The sequence below is a fragment of the Rhodococcus sp. NPDC056516 genome (assembly GCF_042794655.1).
GTDB lineage: Bacteria > Actinomycetota > Actinomycetes > Mycobacteriales > Mycobacteriaceae > Rhodococcus_F.
In genome coordinates this window covers 461,193-479,907 of record NZ_JBHTTG010000005.1, presented here as the reverse complement: position 1 = coordinate 479,907, position 18,715 = coordinate 461,193, and the positions used below count along the sequence as shown (strand labels likewise).

The window sequence follows — 18,715 nt, the reverse complement described above, 5'->3', positions numbered from 1 at the left end:
GTACTCCGTGTGCGGAGGTCGTTGAACGGCGCCGTCAACCGACCACCTTCCTGCACGTGTCCACCAGCGCACCCAAGTCCGAACGCACCGATCTGGAGGCGAGGGCAACAACTCCCACGAAGACGACACAGACCATTCCCGCAAGTGCGAGCGCTACGAAACTCGGAACCTGTTGAAAAAGGGTGAGCGAAAGTGAGGCGACGCCGAACATCGCAGTGAAGAGCGCCATCGGTCGCGCAGCGCTTCGGACCAAGGGCCCTGTCCCGATTCCGATGCGTGGAATGGCGACAAACGAGTAGATCAACCAGACTGCAACAAAGCCGACACTGCTCCCGATCGCCGTACCCAAGCTTCCGAATATCGCGCCGACACAGACTGCGACGATCATCAATCCGCGCCCCAAAAGGCTGTATCGAAGATGCACATCGACTCGGCCAGTGGAGAGGAATACCCAGTAGTAGATGTAGGACAAAGCTTGAAATGCACCACCTACAGCGAGTATCCGGAAGATCGGCGCCGCAGCATCCCAACCACTTCCGAGCACTAGATCCATCAAGGGGTACGCCACAGCTGCCGCGTACGCAAACGCTCCGAGCATGACGTAGCACAGTACGGTCTGCGCACGTACCAGATATGCCATATAGACAGTAGGGTCGGTGATTCGTGAAAGCACCGGCAACGCAACACGTGTCATCGGTGTGGCCAATTGCGCAATCGGTATCTTGAAGAGCTGATACGCACGATCGTAGACACCGACTTCAGCACTGCCGTGCAGTTTTCCGAGTGCCACGGAATCCGCGTTCGCACTCGAATAGGTCACAAGCTGCGTCAGCATGGTGTTGGTGCCGAATGACAGTAGGGACCGCATGTCTGCACGGCGTGTCGGGCGATTCGGAATCCATCGAAGCAGCATCGCCGAACTGCACAGGAGCACCACCGCGACGATGATTTGCTGAGCAACGAGTGACCAAACTCCGTAGCGCGACAGAGCAAGCGGAATCGTTACCGCCAAGGCGATCCCCTGCGCGGCAATTTCGGTCACCGTCAGTTTCACGAACTTCAAATTGCGAGTCAGGTCCGCTCGCAACTGTACGGTGAGCCCGTTCAGCACGAAGATCACCGATACCGCCCTGACAATGTCGGAAAGCCCGTCGACGTCGTAGAACCCGTCGAACAATGGTGCTGCGGCAAAGACAACGAGCGTCAGCAGCAATCCGATCGCCGTGTTGATCCAGAAGAGATTCGATCGCTGATTCTCCGAAATCTCAGAGGCTTGTACCGAGGCAAGAGAAAGCCCGAAGTCGCCGATCACGGTTGCCGCTCCGACCACCGCCATGACCATTGCCATCTTGCCGAAGTCATCCGGGCTCAGGACCCTCGCAAGTACGGCGATCGAGGTGAACTGAATGAGAAACTTGACCCATTGTCCCCCCAACGTGACAGCGGAGCCGCGCGCAGCGGTTGTACCCAATCCCACCGCGTGCGCCTACCTTCCGAAGAGATCGTGGGGAAATGCTTCGCGAAGTGGTCCGTCGTTCCACATCAAGCTCGGCGCGCCACCCATCGAGATCGCGGTCTTCACAGTTGGTGCGGTGGACAATTCGCGCCCTGTGCCGAGGTAGTAGTCCGCATACTTGAATTCCGCTTCCGAACCTGAGGGAATCAGACGCGCAGGAATTCCCAGCGCGTCGGCAACGATCACGGCATGAAGCGAACTCCCGACCACAAGTCGACTGCTCGCAATAGTTCGGAGGCAGGTCTGTAAGTCCGCGGTTGGGTCGAGCACCGACGGTGTGTCGAACCACCGCGGCAGGTCGTTCAGATTCGGAACGACAACGATGTCGCGCGAAGGGTTTTTCGCGAGTTCGACAAGTTCGGGAAAGACGGAGGGAAGGAGCAATCCCGGGTCGCCGTACGTGGGCGGGGTGTGAATTCCACGCTTCTCCAGGAACTCACGCGAGAGCGGTCCACGAACTGCCCGGACGTCGAGCGCCTCGAAGCGATACTCGTCCGGAGTTATCTTGCCGTTGACCCCAGTTCCCCAGATGCAGTCTCCGGTTCTCGCCATATGCATGATGGATCCAACCGACAGCAACCGTCGGTCGAGCTTGCTGCGCTGCACTCGCCTGCGACTCTGCTTCGACATCCATGCGACCACGACCGGACCTAGAAGGTCGCCGAAGTTGTTGATTCGTCGCCCGATTCGAAACCTTCGCGAAACACCTGGGATCATGACTTGGTTCCTGGGATTCCAGTTGACAACCTTGACGTCAGACATTCGCGACCTCCCCGGAGTGGACACCGGGAATCGTCTCGTCGAGCACCGTGCTGACAGCAAGGGCCCACTCCCGCGTCGCGCGGATGTCATGATTCCGAGCGCTTTCTGCAACAGCAGCGCGGTCCGCGTCGCTTGCTCGGGCAGCACAATCAGCGAGCATTCTCGTGTCTCCGCTATCGGCAAGGCTGTCGGCGGGAAGCATTTCGAGGAGAACGTCCGACGTGAAGGCGGCTACGGGCAATCCCACCGTGAGTGCCATCAAGATGGTTCCGGACGCAGTGACATCCCGGTAAGGCGCCACCAACACGGACGAGGACTCCATGTATCGGCGCACGTCCACATCCGACATATGCGTAGACGGTTCGGCCAGAACGTCGATGTTCTCGCACTTACGCAGAAGGTCGTTCTCGCTCGACGTCAGCCTGCCGATTGCACATTGCAGCCTGATGTTCAGATCAGAGAGATTCTCCGCCAGCGTTGGCAACACGTCGAATCCCTTGTCTACGCGAGCACTTCCGAGATAGAGGGCTGCCGACGAACTGTCTCGAGGTAGACGCATCGCTCCTTCAGTGGACTCCGACCACGCAAGGTAAGCAGGGTGAGCGGCGACGAGGACGTTCGCATGCTCTCCGATTCCCGCGCGGAGCGAAGAGTCGTGAACCAACAAGCCGCTCGCGCCCGAACGAATGGAACGGATGATCGAGTGATCGTCCGCATCGTCCCGACTCTTGACGGGATTGTGTACGACTACCAGCGTTCGGCATCCCGAAAGCTGAAGGCCACGAATGATTCTTCGTTCCGGCTCGGAATTCATCCAGCAAACCACCACGAGTGGGCGCCGAACGATTGCGTAGACGACAAATGCAAGAAGCCCCGCCAGGTACTGCACCAGCACCCAGATGTTGCGAGAGCCAACTGCGGGCGGAGGGAGAAGACCGATCGACTTGACCAGACCGTGGGTGATCGCCTGTCCACGCCTGCCGAAGCGAAGCACAGACCCGTGCGAATCCGCGATCACACGCGTAACTTCCACTCCGTAGGGATTGAAGGGATTGGGATCCCACACAACAATTTGTCGACTCACGATGCCACCCGCTGACGAAGCCTCTTTCCGAACTCGACCGCACCGTAGAGCGAGACGATCAGCGCCGCCGGGTGAACACGGGACTTCGAAAGCCCGGTTGCTGCGTACACAATCCCCCGCCCGTCGCCGGCAGCCAGTGCAGATCTCAGTATTTGAGTGGCGATGAAGTCGCCTCTCGCCGTCTTCCCCAACGACGACGCATGTTTGTCGTAGAACGGGACGCTTCGCCTCCAATTCCGCACAGTCGAGATTGAACTCTTGCTGGCCTGTTGGACGTGAACGAGAGGCTCGTCGACATATGACACCCTCTCGCCTACTTCTTCTTCAAGCCGAACCACCAGGTCCCAATCCTGATGCTTGGAAAGTGATTCGTCCCAGGCGACCAGTTGGGCGAGTCGGCGGGTCAAGATGATCGAACTCGACTGCACGTATCCGTGTCCGTGCCGTAGCCCAGGCCGCAAGACAAGGTAGTCTCCCATCGACGAACCCTGCCGGTACGGAGTCAGCGGAAGCGTACGGACCACGTTTCCTGAGTGAAAGTAGGTTGCGGTGTAAGAAAACTCGGTCGATTGTCGAGTCATACTGGCGATCTGCTTCTCAATCTTGGTTTCTTCCCACCAGTCGTCGTCGTCGAGAAACGCGACGTAGCGTCCGGATGCTGCAGTGACTCCCATATTTCTTCCTACTGCAGCACCTCGACCACCCCCGGTGGTCAGCACGATGTCGGCACCGACTGCGGTGCCGCCCTCGTCCACGGCGGTATCCAGCACAACGATGATTTCGATATCGCGGTGAGTCTGATTCCGAACACTCTCGATCGTGCGAACCAATTCACTTCGCCCCAGCGACGGAATGACGACGGTGACAAGTTGATCGTTAACTCCACCGGTCACAAAATTCCTCGTCTCTCGAACTGAAACTCGACGGTCACACGCAACAGCTTGAATGGCTCCACCAGATACCTCGACGCGAGCCTCTTCGGATCCGAAGCCAGCCTCCACAGCCATTCGATACCCAACTTGCCTGTCCACCGAGGGGCCAGGCGCTGCTGTCCGGACAGTTGATCGATAGCCCCGCCTACTGTTGCGAATACCGCGGCGGGCAATGCATCCCAGTGCTCGAGCAGAAACTCTTCTTGGATCGGCATACCCAATCCGATCAGTACGAGATCGGGTCGAAACGTGTGCAGGGACTCGAAGCCTTCGGAAATCAGGGTTTCCTTGTCCTCGTATCCGCACCATCCTCGAACTTCACCATGTTCGACCATCTTCGAAATTGCTTCCACAGCGGATGAATTGGAACTCGCGCTGGCACCGATGACCGCGATACGAATTCCGTCGTCTATGTGACCGACCAGTGGGATCCAGTCCGTCGAACCACAGCGTTGCGAAGCGCTCAGTGACGGTTGTTGTCTCCGAAATCTGCGAATTGCCAAGGCCGCCAGTATCGGCATCCCGTCGATCAGAGTCAGATCCGAATTGGAATAGAGACTGCGAAACTTGTCGTTCGTGAGGTGGAGATACGTGCTGTGCAGATTGTGGTTCAGCAGAATCTTCTTTTCACCCTGATTGTTCCTGATCCATTCGATGACATCATCGGGCGCACAGGGTTTCACGCGTATTCCCCACAGATCGATGGTATCCATTCAACTGACCCGCCCAAAGTTGTTCTTGCCCGACATTGTCAAAGAATTTTGCGTACTCAGAACAACGGCGACGACCATCCAGAACATCATCGCCACCGAGCCGCTACTGAAATGCGAATGAAATGAAGAAATGACGAGAATCCCGACCAGTGCCGTTCCAATTGCGCGGAGGTTGTTGGTACCCAACAAGTCCGAGGCAGTCCATACCTTGTGAGCGGCGTAGGCGAGAAGTGCAACCTCCAGAGCGGCCAGGACAACTCCGCTGGCAACAGCGGTTCTCATCCACTCGGATTCTGGAGACGGCCATCGCAACGTCGAGGGCGCCGTCCCTGTGGAGATACGGTTGTAGACGTTCGCGCCGTGCCCGAACAGCGGACTGTCCAGGACAGCCGGGATGGTCTCGTTGTTCCAGATCCCGACCCGATATCTGATGGTTTCGGGAATCCACGAAGGGAGACCGTCTTTCGACGGGGTACTCAGTTGCGAGGTCAGTCGATCGCCAACTTGCTCGTCGAAGAGCAAATATGCCGCGGCGCCGATACTTACCAGAGAGAGAAGGCCGATGAAACGAATCTTGACCTGCACTGCCGTGTAGAGCATCGTCACGATCGCGACCATGATCGGCGCAAACGTAAATGTCGACACCTGAGCGACGAAGAGGATGCCAACGCCGAGAACCATAGGCTTGGGGATCGCCCGCGAATCCGATTCCTCCACAATCAGATAGCAGCCGATGGCGATAGCTATGGCCAGGTATCCGCCCAAGGCTGTCCAGTGACCGAGAGTGCTCGTAGCGCGCAGTGGCCATCCGAGATCAAGCCTGCCCTGCAATCCCGGCGCGATGGTGAATCGCACCAGAAGTTCGCTGACCTGGCGGCCGCCGAGCATCTGGAAGATCCCCAGCACGGCAACTGGTATCGCGGCAATGAAGACGCCCTCGAGTACTCGGAGACCGTCGTTTGTGCTCGTCACGACCAGTCGGCACGCGAAGTACACAGCAAGTACACCGACCAGATTCAGAATCGTCGACAGTGAAAAGGCCGCGTCCGTGTAGGTTACGTCGAAATACTCGACCAGAGCGATGGCCGTCACGTACAGCAGAAGGAAAGCGTCCATCGCCCGCAAGCGAAACCGAACCACGCTCCCCCGCGGCGATGCCATACACGCAATGACGAGAGACAGTGCCGCAACTGGCAGCGAAGCATTGACCGTAGAGGGCAGGCCAGGCAGAGATACTCCGGTTAGAGCCGCGGCAGCACCGGCAACGATGCCTACCCATGAAGCGCTCGACATTTTCCGGTTTCGATCGTTCGTCGATTCGCTCGGGGACCGAAGAGACGAAGCGTCAGTCATTTCGCCGTTGCGGATATTGGTAGGCGGGAAACTAGTAGGCGCCGTCACTGGCCAATACCGCTTTCAATGTTTTGCCGACAATCAAGACATCCCCCATGAGCGACCAGTTGTCGACGTACGAAAGATCCAGTCGTACAGTCTCTTCCCAAGAAAGATCCGAGCGTCCGCTGACCTGCCACAATCCTGTGATGCCCGGCTTGACAAGAAGTCGGCGACTGACTGTTCCGTCGTAGGACTCGACCTCGCGACGCAGCGGCGGCCTTGGACCGACAACGCTCATCTCGCGCCGAAGAACATTGACGAACTGGGGCAGCTCGTCGATCGAGTATCGGCGCAAGAAGCGCCCGACAGGTGTGACGCGCGGGTCGTCGCGCATCTTGAAGAGCACACCGGCCCCGTCGTTCTGGGCCATCAACGAAGACACCTGTGAGTCTGCGTTCTGTACCATCGAGCGGAACTTGAGCATCGGGAATGGTTTGCCGTCCAGTCCCATTCGCTCCGCTCGGTACAACACCGGGCCCGGGCTCGAGAGCTTGACTGCCAGAGCCGCGACCAGAAGAACAGGTGCAATTGCTGCCAGTATCAGCGACGCGAAGATCACGTCGAACGAAGATTTCGCAAAGCGCTGCGCACCATGATATTTCGGACGCTCGACCCGTATCAAAGGCTGACCTGCTACCGGCCGCATCGACAGGCGTGGCCCCGACACGTCGACGATACTGGGCGCAACTACCAGATCAACATCCCGCGACTCCAGATCCCAAGCAAGCGCTCGGATGCCATCCGAGCCGAGATGTTCGGTTGCCGTCACGGCAACGGTGTCTGCGCCGACCAGTTCCAACGCTTCGACTACCGATGCCTCACCGCCGAGGAGCGGAATGTCACGCCCGTCGACCGCGATGGACTCGTCTGCGCGCCGAAGGAACCCCGGCACACACACTCCGACCACGCGGAACCCGTCTGCGCTACCTCGCTCGAAGTTTCGTGCGAGTTCAGCGCCGGCATCCTTGCTGCCGACCACCAGTACAGATGTGAGGCACTCACCGCGAGTACGCCTTCGCACGATCACCCCGCGCCAGAGCCAACGGCTTACCAGCAGCGCAAGAAGGCCGACAGGAAACGCGAACGCGAGGTAGAGCCGGGCGATATCGAGACGGAGCAGAAGGCTGACGATCGCGATGACCCCGAACAATCTCATCGCGGACACCAGGATTCGCCGATACTCCTCCGGACCGCTCCCGATCACACTCGCGGATCTCGTCCTGAATATCTGCAACGTCGCCAGCCACGCGACCACCACACCGATGGACAAACCGGTATAGCTGAACTGGCCGAGCTCACGAGCGTCGACGGCGGTCGGCGCGGCGCCGAATCGAAGCCACTGCGCAGCCGACACCGCCCCGATGACAATCAGCGAATCCGTCACTGTCAGAGCGCGTATGTACCGCTGCTGCCACGCAGCACGCGAGGAAAACTCCGCACGGGAGTCCGGCACGATGCGCGGACGCTGATACCCGAGCGACGGCGCCATGGACATGTCCAATGCCGACATCTGACCAACCTTCCCGTTTGCGAGCCGCCAGGCTCCGACTGTTCTTCGGAATTTCCGATGTGTACCTGAAAGCTCAGACACACGCTTAAAGATGAAGAAGAGCAAATGTTCCGCTTAGGTATCGGCAACATTGCAACTTGATAATCTGGGGGCGTTGCATGTGCCGCGTGGGTACTATGAGAACATCTCGAGAGCCCGAGTTCAATTCGAATGATGTTGCAGGTCAAGACTCTAACCGGCAATCTCTCTCCTCGGCAGGCGCCCGACAAATGCTGGACGATCGTTCATGTTCGATTGCAACGATGTCGCAAGGCAATTTCCCCTCCAGTTACCAGCAGGTAGCTATAATTCAGCTATTCAGCAAATCCGCGGAAACGTCAAGGGCTTAGGTCCCAACGACCGCAATAGCTCACAAAGCGGACATCGCCTCTCAGCGCTGACCACAGTTCTTTCGCATGGGTAACTGGACCTGAATCCACACAACCGAGAACCGTCCCTGCACTCCGGGGACCTATGTCCCCGGGGGTCGAATCTGCTGGACTTGATTGAACTTTCTGCAATCCGAAGGTGAATTGCCCTTCGATGTGCAGCAGTTCGGGAGACCGAGAATCTCGTCATGCCATTCGATCGGCCAAAAACCTCGCCGGGCACCGAAAAAAAGATTTCAATCTTCCCACTGTGTGGGATACGAGTATGTGAAGGCCGGCCGGACTGTTCAGAGGCCGGCGCCTCGACGTGACGTGGGCGATATGTCTCGATCAAGTAATGTCTGCATGTGGCGCCGAGCCGAGGGCGTCGGTCGGCGGTCTTTAGCGGTGCGCAGCCTCGAATCGCACGCAGATCTGTCGGGTAGCAAGCGAATGGAACTGGAAATGTTGAAGATTCGTGATATCCGCTCCGAGTCCGGGATCATTCCGCGACTCGCAGTGCGGTGGTTGATGATAGCGCTCGCCACGATCTTTGCATTCTGGCCTACCTGGACCAAGCTTTGGCAGAGCACGGCCAGCGGAACTGCCATCGGCTACGTCTTCGCCCTACCGCTCTTGTGCCTGGTTGCAGCAGTCGGAACAGACTTGAGGCGCGGCCCCGAGCTTCCTATTCACGATCGTGAGACCGACAAGATAGTCGGCTGCATCGGCCTCTTCGTCGCATTGGGGCTCCAAGCGCTCCTGCTACCGCGTTTTGCCGAGACCTACGAACTGATGCATATCGACGTGATCGCGGCGTGGGTATTCGTCTGGAGCGCAGCGATTCTGATGTTCGGCCTACGCCCGGTCAATCGGTACTGGGCGATCTGGGTGGTCCCGATCATTTTGGCGCCGCTGCACTATCGAGCAATCGCGACCCAGATGGGCGGGACACGTTTCGACTACAGCGTCCTGATGGTGCTGGTCGCATCTGCCGCGACCACGATTGCCGTCAGCCGAACGTGGAGGCGAGGCGCGATCGCCTTAGTCGCCGCGACTGCGCTCGGTGTGGTCGTTCTCTACGTCACGATTCAGAAGTACCCCACTGCCCCGCTTTTCGCCGTGCAATTGTTTCCGGCGCTCGGAACCGCAATCGTCGTCGGTGGCGCGTTCTATCTGTACGAACGCCGGGGAAAGTCTCTGAAACCGTTCGACCGACCACTTCGAAAGCCATCGACGGCCACGAGCAACTGGACCATCCTTGCGGTCTTCGCCGCGGCGGTACTGATGTTCTTCACACCGCTGCCGCCGACAAGTCTGATCGTCAACGTCGGTCCACCCCCGACCTCGACCGATCCTCGACTTGTCGTTCCTCTGGGCTGGCATCAGATAGCAGTATCCGAATACGACTGGCCCCGTCGATACTTCGGCAGTACCTCCGAGTTGAGTCGTCAGACCGTTCGAGCCGACACTCCGAATCCTGCCTGGGACTCGCAGATGCGGCCTCGCACAGTGCAGATAGACGTCGTCCAGGTCCGTCGGCCCTCCACGCTCGCCGTGTACCCCAGCAAGACCACGTACGACCTTGAGAACGCGCGAGTCAGTCCGACCGTCACGGTGGAGTTGCCGCACGGGATCGTCGCCGAGATGTACACGATCGTCGACGACACGCTCCTCCTCACGTGGAGCAATCTCAATTTCGTCTGGACGCGGGGCGACGGCGCCGCGCAGCGAGTCAGCCTGATCAGCGTCGACAATCACGAACCCGACGCCTACTTCCCCGAACCGAAGCCGTCGATGGCGTCCAACGGTAGAAATACGCTCGCCGTACTACTGCGTGGTGAAACCTCGACCGAAGACACCGAATCCGAGTACAAAGACCTGGACATGCTCGAAGCACTCGCTCGACTACTCGTGGAGGCTCAGACGTGGTGAACGAAAACCTAAGCCAGGCCAACAGTGTCGTGGTCAGCGGCGACCCGGATACGCCGGAGTACCGGGAGGCCGCCTTGCATGATGCAATAAATGGTCTACGCGAGCGCCATCCGATCTCATCCGCCTCCGTGGCCTTCTATCCGTGGCAGCGAAACACATTGTTGGCAGCCTTTGCGTCGGTGGTCGTCAGCCTCGTTTTCTTCCTCGTTCCAACTCTGATCGCGCTGACATTGATCTGCACCATCGGATACATCTGGGCGATGGTGGACCGGCTGATTCTGTTCACGAGGGGTCTCGATGCGTCCTCGATCATGACAATCAGTGACGAAGAGGCACTTGCTCTTTCGTACGACGATCTTCCCACCTACACCATTCTGGTCCCCGCATACAACGAACCGGAGGTCGTCGGCGACCTCATCGCAGCCATGCGAGCGATCGATTATCCGGCAGACAAGATGCAAGTCCTGCTCCTGCTGGAGGAGGATGACGCCGTCACTATCGAAGCTGCTCTTGCCGCCGGCGTGGACGAGGTCGTCAGCATCCTGAAGGTGCCCGCCGCCGATCCACGGACCAAACCGAAAGCCTGTAACTACGGTCTACATTTCTCGACCGGCGAGATTGTCACGATCTACGACGCCGAGGACTCCCCCGATCCACTCCAATTACGGCGAGTGGTCGCAACTTTCGCAAGGCTTCCCGAGAACACCGCGTGTGTTCAGGCGAAACTTGCATTCCACAACGGAACTCAGAATCTGTTGACCGCGTGGTTCACCGCCGACTACGCGCTGTGGTTCAACTTCATCCTCCCTGGGTTGATGCGGAGCAATTCGCCGATACCTCTCGGCGGCACCTCGAATCACCTACGACGCAGCGTCCTCGACGAGATCGGCGCGTGGGATCCTTTCAATGTCACGGAGGATGCAGACCTCGGCGTGCGGATTGCCGAGAGCGGATACCGCACTGCGGTCTTGAATTCGACCACACTCGAAGAAGCCAACAGCGACACGATCAACTGGATCCGCCAGCGCTCGCGTTGGTACAAGGGCTATTTGCAGACGTGGCTCGTCCACATGCGCCAACCCGTGAAATTGTGGCGAGGATTAGGCCCGATCGGCTTTCTCCGATTCACGATTCTCATGGCCGGCACACCATTGGTCGCCACTTTGAACATGGTGTTCTGGCTCATCAGTCTGGACTGGATTCTCGGACAACCTGAAGTGATCCACCAGATCTTCCCGAACTACGTCTATTTCCCCGCCCTGATCTCGCTGGCATTCGGCAATGCGGCTGTTCTCTACATGAACCTCGTGGCGTGCCGCGAAACGCGAAACGCGATGCTCCTCCTCGCCTGTCTCACGGCTCCGTTGTACTGGGTGCTGATGAGCATCGCGGCGATCAAGGGGACCTACCAATTGATTCGCAACCCGTCCTACTGGGAGAAAACATTCCACGGTCTGAACACGTGAGCGAGTAACCCTCGCGTTCTACACAGGTGTGAGTTGTGTCTACCGATCCGCCTCACCCACAATTTCACCCGATTTCGAGTTTCAACGGAAAACACACAGCTAGACGGTTGCGGTAAACACACAATCCAGTCACAAAACTTAACTGCCGATACGCGAGAATCGCGGTGAATGGTTGCCGAACGATCACAGATCAGCCATCGAGCACCTTGAGCGCCGAGACGGCGCTGGCTTACCGCGCAGCACTCAGGCACTATGACCGGTATGAGCGGTTTTTCGCAATGGGTGAAGCATCAACTGGAACTTCGCCAAGAATCAGACGTGGCTGATGCTGCGCGTGCGCTGGGAATACGCCCCTCCGAGCTCGGTCGGTGGCTGTCCGCGAAACGCCCTCCCACGCAGGACACGATCAGAACTGCGTGCCGCGTCTTCGACGTCCACGTTCAGGAAGTTCTTGTCGCGGCGGGCTACATGACTCCTGAAGAGTCGGACCTGGACGACAAGCCGATTTCTCTGTCGTCGCTCAGCACGCAAGAGCTCGCCGATGAACTGGCGAGACGCTCCGCGTCGCACACCCTCGCAAGTCAGTAGGTCAACTGCGGATCCGGCTGATCCAACCGTTCCTTGAGCCAGACTCGCAATTCAGGTCCGTACTCGGTGTGACTGAGCGCATGGTCGAGAGAGGCTCGCAGAAAGCCGCCCGGATTACCCAGATCGTGGCGGGTGCCGTGATGAACGACGACGTGAACCGGATGCCCCTCCGCGATCAACAGCGCTATCGCGTCCGTCAGTTGCAGCTCGCCACCCTGCCCTGGAGAGATTCTTCTGAGCGCGTCGAACACAGCGCGGTCGAGAAGATAGCGTCCGGCTGCGGCGAGAGTGGACGGAGCATCCGCCGGGTCCGGTTTCTCCACCATGCCGACGACGGCAAGCACATCCGGATCGTCGCCCTCCACAGGCGCTTGCACGTCGAACACTCCGTAGGCACCAACACGATCCGGCGCGACGTCGAACGCACACAGCACGGAACCACCGCGCTCGGCACGCACCTTCGCCATCGCGTCGAGAACGCCGCAGGGGTGAACCAGGTCGTCGGGAAGCAGCACCGCAAACGAGTCCTCGTCCGCGTCCAACACGGATTCGACAAGACCGACGGCGTGCCCCAAGCCGAGTGGTGATTCCTGTACAACCGGTTCCACGGAGATCAGGCCTGGAGCCCGACGCACACGCTCGAGTAGATGGTGCTTTCCACTAGCGGCGAGCTTGCCCTCGAGCACCAGATCCTCGACGAAATGGCCGACCACCGATGCCTTGCCCGGCGCCGTGACGATCACCAGACGTTCCGCACCGGCCTGCGCCGCTTCGCTCGCGACAAGCTCGATCCCTGGTGTATCGACAACGGGAAGCAACTCTTTCGGAACCGTCTTGGTGGCCGGAAGGAAACGGGTCCCCATCCCGGCAGCCGGTACCACCGCAGTCTTGAAAGGTCGTTCAGCGCACCCAGTCATCGTTCACCTCTCCGCTCACGCGATGTTTACTCACTTACCGTTACGCGCATGAAGCGGTCGTCCCCTCATTTCCGACGACCGAAAGCTCACATCGCATGTACAGCCTGCGCACAAGGTCTACCGGTCTGCCGAAGCCGTCGCAAGTTGGCTGAAATTCGGAATTCATTGCGCGCGAAAGCTACACACCGGCCAGCTGTGTCACTTCGGCGAGCGCGGCACCACGGTCCGCTCACTACCCGTTACCGCGGCGAACGGTTGTGATCGTTCTTCGACGTTGACCACGGCGGGACGTCGCTGCTGACCAAAGGGACAGGTACGACGCAACTTCCGAGCTCTGCACCTTGACCGGACCGTCCCCGTCTGACCCGGACGTAGGTCCTCGAGGCGCCGCATCGATGGTCCCGGACACCCGAGCCGGTGCTCAGGGTCGGCTACTCGCAGGTGAATCTCTTCGAATGCCATTGGTTGCGAACGAAATACGGCTAGTCGGCAACATCGACACTTTGGGTTGTTATCGAATCTTTATCTAAATTCCCACTGACCGGCACTCCCAGTGGACTACTAGCAGTGCCCTAACTTGCCAGTGAAGTAATCACGTCGAAGAGTGGATCGTCAGGCCCGATGTCCATTGTGCATTCGTTCGGCCGTGGATCCGGCACGAAGGCCCACAGGAGGGCTCCCGCCGTGCCGGCTGACTTCTGCCCCGTCAGCTTTGTCTCGATATTCGTGGCTCTGGTCGCCAGTGATTCACAACTGCCCGCCAATTCGCCTGTCTCGGCGACCAACAACGGCTTCCCGACGGTCGTCGCCTGTTCGATGCGACGCGCCAGTCCGTTCCACTGATCGCCCGGAAGCGGTACCCCGTCCGCTCCGTAGTCGTGATACTGCAGAACGTCGACGAAGTCGGACTCGCTCACGTATTGGTAGTCGTCACCAGCAGTGCCACACTGACCGCCCCCGACATATCCCGCCGTGATCAGAGTGTTCGGATCAATCGCCCGAAGCTCGGCGCCTGCCGTGTCGAAGAACTGCCGCAACACCTGCGCGGAATCAGACGGACACGTTCTCGTCCACCAATTGCAGGCCGCGTCGGTACACAGACTTGGCTCCGGCTCCCCCACCAATTCCCACGCCGCGACGGAAGGTTCGTTCTTCCAACGGTCGACGGCGGTGTGCATCCAGTCCTGGAAGCTCATGGTGGCTCGACCCGGAATCAGGTTCGCGACCTTCCAGTCGTCGGTGTACCAATCCCTGGACTTGAATTGCCCGTCATCACACCCACTGTCCTGGGGTGAGAGCACCGGAATCGTGAACTGGTTGTGTCGCGCCGCAGCGTCGAACACCGCGTCCATCGGGCCGAAATCCATCTCTCCGGAGAATTTGTTCACCGCAAGAGCCTGGAAGGCGTTGAAGCGTGTGACGGAGTTCGGTGGCAGCGAACCGAAGTACGCGTCGAGGTCGACCATGGCGCCGCAGCCGAAGTTCACCGACCAATCAGTGGCCAGCTGATAGGCATTGAGCCCGGTAGGCCACCACGGCTGGCCGTCGAGCGTCAGTCCGTTCGACGACGCTCCGACCCGAACTTGCTCGGGAGAATCGGCGCCTGCGGGCATCGTGAACACGCCCACGACCGCAGCGACGGTCACAACGGCGGCTACAGCGGAAGCGACACGGCGCCGGACTGCGCCACGCTCACGCGGACGCACTTCTTCAGAAGACATCTGCAACCATCCACGTCATACGGACAATCCTCCCACACGAATTGCCTCATCGACCCGTTTGGCGTTCACCGGTGATGCGGTACAAACGCCAGGCCGACGGGTCCATGCCGCCGTCGTTGGGTACTTCGAGCACCAGTGCACCGACCCCGCCTGCACCGGTGTCGTACATCGTCGGATAGCGCCGATTGACGGCGTCCGAAACGCCACGACCGGTATTCGGAACCGACAGGATGTACTCGACGTGATGTTCGGCGGGGTTGTTCAGTACGCGCACGAAGTCCGCATCGGAGGGCACGACAAACTGCCGAGGGTTGTTCGAGGACGCCACGACGGCGTAACTCTCCACGGTGTCGAGCAGAACCGATCCCTCCGGCAGATGCAAGTCGTCCAGATACTTCGCGATGCGACGCTCGGCCGCAAACGTGCGGAGATTCGTCTGCTCCTCGAGGTTCTGCCGGCCCGGAATGATCGCGCTGGCAATGGAATGCTCGAGCACTGCGAGCCGGGCATTACCCATCGCGACAAACGTGACCAACGTCGATCCGACCAGCAAGCACAGAGAGATCACAAGGGACAGAGACGGTCCCGACTGCTCGGGGTACGTCGTCACCGAGCGTGACGCAGCAGCCCCCGGCCGACGCGTGACGACCGGAATGCCGCGTGGAGCGATCAGCACGACCAGCACGAAGCACAGCGGAATGATCGAAATGTAGAAGCGCAGAAGGGGAAACGTCGAGCCCATCACGTACAGAAGCGTCTGAGCGCCGAGGATCGCGCCGAACAGCACAAGAGGCACGCCCACTTCGGTGTCCCGCCGCCGAAGTGCGTAGACGATTGCCAGGACAGCGAATACCGGGAGCGCCGGCCCGAGTACGGCCATTTCGGTAATCGAGAAAGCAAAGCGTGTAATCGGTGAGTCGGTTCCGGCCCCAGCCTGCTCGAGGATGGAACTGTTCCCGTACACCGACGAGAACTGTTGGAACGCTTGGCCCGTGATAAGCCAGCTGGCAAACGACCACAAGACGAACGCCAGGAACCCCGGCATCATCACGACGGCACCGTCGAGTGCCGCTGCCCAGAGCCGCAAGCCAGGTCCCGCGCCCTCGCCCCGCTCCTCCGCGGTCGGTTGAAAACGACGCCAACTCACCACCGTCACCAGCACCACTGCGACGAACAGCGGCGCCAATGCGTCGTATCGAGTGAGGTACGCCAGTGCAAATGCGAGGCCGGCACCGATGAGGTCGTGCACGTCGTCGCTGCGCATCCACCGAATCAGACGACGGGTCGCCCACAGAACGAAGAAGAGGAACGGGGCTTCGCTCATTCCGCTCGCCGCGTACATGACGATCATCGGATTGACGGCGAACAACACCGTAAGGACGACGGTGACCCATCGCGCACACCCGCGGTCGCGACTGATCCCGCGTATCTGAATCACCGCACCAGCCATGAACGCCGCAGACATCACGACCGCAGTGATGTTCCACCGCAGCAGATCCGGCCACCAGTGGCCCAACAGACCCATCGGAATCTGGACGGCCGCCGTCAACGGCGTGAACACGAATCCGATCGCCGCGAAGTGCGGATCACGGCTGAGCAGCATCGCCGACACCGCGGCAACACGGCTGAGCGAGTCGGTGAAGATGAAGCCGATGCCGGCGTTCATCCACACACCCAACGCGGTGTAGATCGCGAAGAGAACAACAAACATCCGCCAGGGCTTGCGGCCCGGCAGGTCGTGGACCGCGACGGACGTGGCCGGGCGATCGGTGACGGTCACTGTCCTCGACGCCTCGTCACGAGCACACCGCCGACGGCCACAGCAATCAGAACCAAGGTCCCGAATCCGATCCAGCCGATCGTGACCGCACTCAGGCCGGTCTCTTCTTCGGCGGATGTCGCAGTGCCCAACGGTGCGACGTTGACTCCGATGTCGAACGGCTCTCCGCCCGCAGGCGCCACCAGTAGATCGCCCGTCAGTTCTGCGAATCTGTCCTTCCCGCCCTCCAACCAGTTGAGCAGAGCGTCGGCATCGGCCGCATTACCTTCAGACGTCAGCGCTACCACTTCGTTGTGCGAACCCGAAACCACCTGCAAAGCACCGTATTGCCCACCGAATTCCAGGCCTTGCAACCGCAGGAGCCCTTGATCTGCCGTGTCCATGGGTAGAGCAACCGGAGTGGGCAGGGTTCCGTCCGCCGCGATCAACAACGCCGGCAGCGAACTGGTCGCGGCTTCGCCGAACGGGAGTACACGCGGTTGCATCGGCAGGTAGCTCAACCGCTGCATCGCGACAACGAGGCGCTGAGCTCGAATGAGATCGGCAAAATCACCTCGACTCAAACCGACGTCGAGCGTTGGCAGCATTGACTGCGGCAAGGCCTGGAATCCTCCTGGGGTCGGCGGAAATCCGGTAGAGGAGGTGATGGTGCTGGCCGGGTCGACGGTGAGGGAAGAAGGACTACTCGTGCCGCACTGGAAGTCGCCAGTCACGTCCATCGAGACCTCGAACGTCAAATCGCGCCGCAGGAGTTCGTTCGGAACATCGACCCCGATGTCGAAGCGCCCGGTCTCGTTCACCGTTTGCGAGGCAAGTCTCGTATCCCCGAGCGATATCGAAAGCTCTCCGTTGCGCGAATTCGGCAACGGCACATAGGAACCGATCATTCTTACCGACACGTCCTTCATCGGACGCCCCAACTGCGATTGACTGAACGGGACGTCGACCTCGATGTGATTGAGACCGGAAGCTGTCATCTTTCCGAGCTTCAGTTCACCGACGGTGATCGCGTCCTGGGAGATCTGGGCGACTGTGTTGTCCGGCGATGCAAGCGCTCTACTAGCTGCCCAGTAGCCGTCGAAGTTCGCCGCCAAGAGACTGACCTGAGGAACGAGTGTCTTGTCGTCCCCCGAAATCCGCAGCACAGGTGAACCATTCGGAGTCGCCACAAGATCGATGCCGGCGTCCCCGCTGTTGCCGAGCACAACAGCTCGCTCGAAGAGTCCCGGCTCGGCGGACGGTAGGCTCTGGCCGTTCGGCAGCTGCTCCACCACCACGGCATCGGGCTGACTTCCGTACTTGTTGACAATTGCTGCACTCAGTTGCAAAGCCGCGCTCTGCTGCGACCCCGACGAGCCGTCCGTGACGTAGATGGTTGCCTTCCTCAAAATCGGAGGAAAGAACGTTGCCACAGTTGTCGGCTGCTGCTCGGTACCGTCGTAGGCGACAAAAGCATCCCGGAGCGCGAGGGGCTGGTATCTCGTTCTGTCGTAGCAGCGGTTGTCGACGGGAACGAGGTGAGCGATCATCGACACGGTCACGCTTCGGTCGACTACTTCGAGGCCTTGCAAGGGAACCGAGATGGGTAGACCGGTTCCGGCTTGCCCTGCGTCGAAATCGACGCGGCTTACCAGACGTCCGTCAGCAGTCACTTCGAGCCACCCCCGACTGAAGTCGGTCGGGGCAGTCAGGATGCCGGTCACAGCAGTTGCGGTCAGTCCGTCCGGCACCGGCACGGTCACCAACACGGGCGCGTCGTCGGAGGAGAACACGATGTCTGTTCCCCGCCCGAGTTCGGTGAAGGAGATCGGGCTAACAGCTGGGGCGACAACCGAAGTGTCGGAGTCGTCCTCGAAATCCTGGGCCGAGGCCACAGTGCCGAGCGGAAGCACTAAAGTAACCGCGACCGCCACCGGCATTGCCAGCGCGCGCGTCAGCCAAGTTCGAGTGTGGCCCATCAATGTGTCTCCTCGACATCTTTTGTTTCCG

14 protein-coding genes are annotated in these 18,715 nt (G+C 59.7%); 3 read left to right on the top strand and 11 right to left on the bottom strand.

What is annotated here, in order from left to right; genetic code table 11:
* Positions 1-34 precede the first annotated feature (34 nt).
* The 7 genes from ACFQ6Y_RS18130 to ACFQ6Y_RS18100 all read right to left on the bottom strand — a co-directional run bounded on the left by ACFQ6Y_RS18130 (position 35) and on the right by ACFQ6Y_RS18100 (position 7,912).
* A complete protein-coding gene (locus ACFQ6Y_RS18130; RefSeq protein WP_378635447.1) occupies positions 35-1,477 on the bottom strand; it encodes a lipopolysaccharide biosynthesis protein in 1,443 nt (480 codons plus the stop codon).
* Positions 1,478-1,486: 9 nt separating this feature from the next.
* Positions 1,487-2,233: a polysaccharide pyruvyl transferase family protein gene (locus ACFQ6Y_RS18125; RefSeq protein WP_378635443.1), complete on the bottom strand. Its 747-nt coding sequence runs from the start codon at positions 2,231-2,233 to the stop codon at positions 1,487-1,489.
* A 37-nt stretch (positions 2,234-2,270) separates the two neighbouring features.
* Positions 2,271-3,362, bottom strand: a complete 1,092-nt coding sequence (locus ACFQ6Y_RS18120) for a hypothetical protein (RefSeq protein WP_378635439.1) — start codon at positions 3,360-3,362, stop codon at positions 2,271-2,273.
* Positions 3,359-4,255 (bottom strand): glycosyltransferase family 2 protein, encoded by an 897-nt coding sequence (locus ACFQ6Y_RS18115; RefSeq protein ID WP_378635436.1) that lies wholly within the window; start codon positions 4,253-4,255, stop codon positions 3,359-3,361. The genes ACFQ6Y_RS18120 and ACFQ6Y_RS18115 overlap by 4 nt, the downstream gene beginning before the upstream one ends.
* A complete protein-coding gene (locus tag ACFQ6Y_RS18110) occupies positions 4,252-5,007 on the bottom strand; it encodes a WecB/TagA/CpsF family glycosyltransferase (RefSeq protein WP_378635433.1) in 756 nt (251 codons plus the stop codon). The genes ACFQ6Y_RS18115 and ACFQ6Y_RS18110 overlap by 4 nt, the downstream gene beginning before the upstream one ends.
* A complete protein-coding gene (locus tag ACFQ6Y_RS18105) occupies positions 5,008-6,300 on the bottom strand; it encodes a hypothetical protein (RefSeq protein WP_378635430.1) in 1,293 nt (430 codons plus the stop codon). It lies immediately after the preceding gene.
* Between the two features lie 91 nt (positions 6,301-6,391).
* Positions 6,392-7,912, bottom strand: coding sequence for a sugar transferase (locus tag ACFQ6Y_RS18100; protein WP_378635427.1), 1,521 nt, complete (start codon positions 7,910-7,912; stop codon positions 6,392-6,394).
* An 872-nt stretch (positions 7,913-8,784) separates the two neighbouring features.
* Between ACFQ6Y_RS18100 and ACFQ6Y_RS18095 the strand changes: the two genes are divergently transcribed.
* The 3 genes from ACFQ6Y_RS18095 (at position 8,785) to ACFQ6Y_RS18085 (ending at position 12,308) form a co-directional block, all read left to right on the top strand.
* Positions 8,785-10,254, top strand: a complete 1,470-nt coding sequence (locus tag ACFQ6Y_RS18095) for a hypothetical protein (protein WP_378635425.1) — start codon at positions 8,785-8,787, stop codon at positions 10,252-10,254.
* Between the two features lie 29 nt (positions 10,255-10,283).
* Positions 10,284-11,720, top strand: coding sequence for a glycosyltransferase (locus ACFQ6Y_RS18090; protein ID WP_378635709.1), 1,437 nt, complete (start codon positions 10,284-10,286; stop codon positions 11,718-11,720).
* Positions 11,721-11,981: 261 nt separating this feature from the next.
* Positions 11,982-12,308, top strand: coding sequence for a helix-turn-helix domain-containing protein (locus ACFQ6Y_RS18085; RefSeq protein ID WP_378635421.1), 327 nt, complete (start codon positions 11,982-11,984; stop codon positions 12,306-12,308).
* Here ACFQ6Y_RS18085 and ACFQ6Y_RS18080 read toward each other — a convergent pair.
* From ACFQ6Y_RS18080 to ACFQ6Y_RS18065, 4 genes are all read right to left on the bottom strand, one after another.
* On the bottom strand, positions 12,302-13,225 hold the full coding sequence (locus ACFQ6Y_RS18080; RefSeq protein ID WP_378635417.1) for a UTP--glucose-1-phosphate uridylyltransferase: 924 nt from the start codon (positions 13,223-13,225) through the stop codon (positions 12,302-12,304). The two genes, ACFQ6Y_RS18085 and ACFQ6Y_RS18080, sit on opposite strands and share 7 nt — an antisense overlap.
* 572 nt (positions 13,226-13,797) lie before the next feature.
* Positions 13,798-14,946: a beta-mannosidase gene (locus tag ACFQ6Y_RS18075; protein WP_378635413.1), complete on the bottom strand. Its 1,149-nt coding sequence runs from the start codon at positions 14,944-14,946 to the stop codon at positions 13,798-13,800.
* Between the two features lie 46 nt (positions 14,947-14,992).
* A complete protein-coding gene (locus ACFQ6Y_RS18070) occupies positions 14,993-16,726 on the bottom strand; it encodes an ArnT family glycosyltransferase (RefSeq protein WP_378635410.1) in 1,734 nt (577 codons plus the stop codon).
* The gene (locus tag ACFQ6Y_RS18065; RefSeq protein WP_378635407.1) at positions 16,723-18,684 is read right to left on the bottom strand and encodes a hypothetical protein; all 1,962 of its coding nucleotides are present in this window, start codon (positions 18,682-18,684) and stop codon (positions 16,723-16,725) included. The genes ACFQ6Y_RS18070 and ACFQ6Y_RS18065 overlap by 4 nt, the downstream gene beginning before the upstream one ends.
* Positions 18,685-18,715: the final 31 nt, after the last annotated feature.